General features: G+C 64.7%; 1 protein-coding gene. It reads right to left on the reverse strand.

Annotated features, from left to right (window positions below; translation table 11 throughout):
- Nucleotides 1-141 precede the first annotated feature (141 nt).
- A partial coding sequence (locus tag EN984_RS37370; protein WP_127384488.1) for an SDR family oxidoreductase occupies nucleotides 142-430 on the reverse strand: 289 nt, incomplete at its 5' end.

Raw genomic sequence — 430 nt, forward strand, 5'->3', positions numbered from 1 at the left:
GCCTGGCGCTGTGAAGCGGCGCGGGTGCTTTGAGCGAATGGGCGATAGGTTTTTTCAGTCACCGTCATCGCGACCAACTTCTGACGGCAACGGTGCCGACGCCGAAATGCGTCATGCAGGGCGCATGCGTTTCGATGGCGCTCACCGATTCGCCCCGATCACCCACTGTTCCTGGTCGACGAGCGTGCCGGTTATCGGCCCGGCAGCATCCGAAAGCAGGAAGACGGCGAGGTTGGCGATGTCGCTCGTCGAGAACAGGCGGCCGAAGGGTTGCGAGGCGTTGGCGGCATCGAGCCAGCCCGGCCCGTTGCCCAACGTGTCGGCCTGCATGACACGTTCGGCCGGCGTGTCGGTCCAGCCGACATTGATGCCGTTGACGCGGATGCGATCGAAGCGATGGGCGTTGGCGGCGTTTTTGGTCAGCGTGGCC

The sequence above is a fragment of the Mesorhizobium sp. M7A.F.Ca.CA.004.12.1.1 genome (assembly GCF_003997835.1).
Taxonomy (GTDB): Bacteria; Pseudomonadota; Alphaproteobacteria; order Rhizobiales; family Rhizobiaceae; genus Mesorhizobium.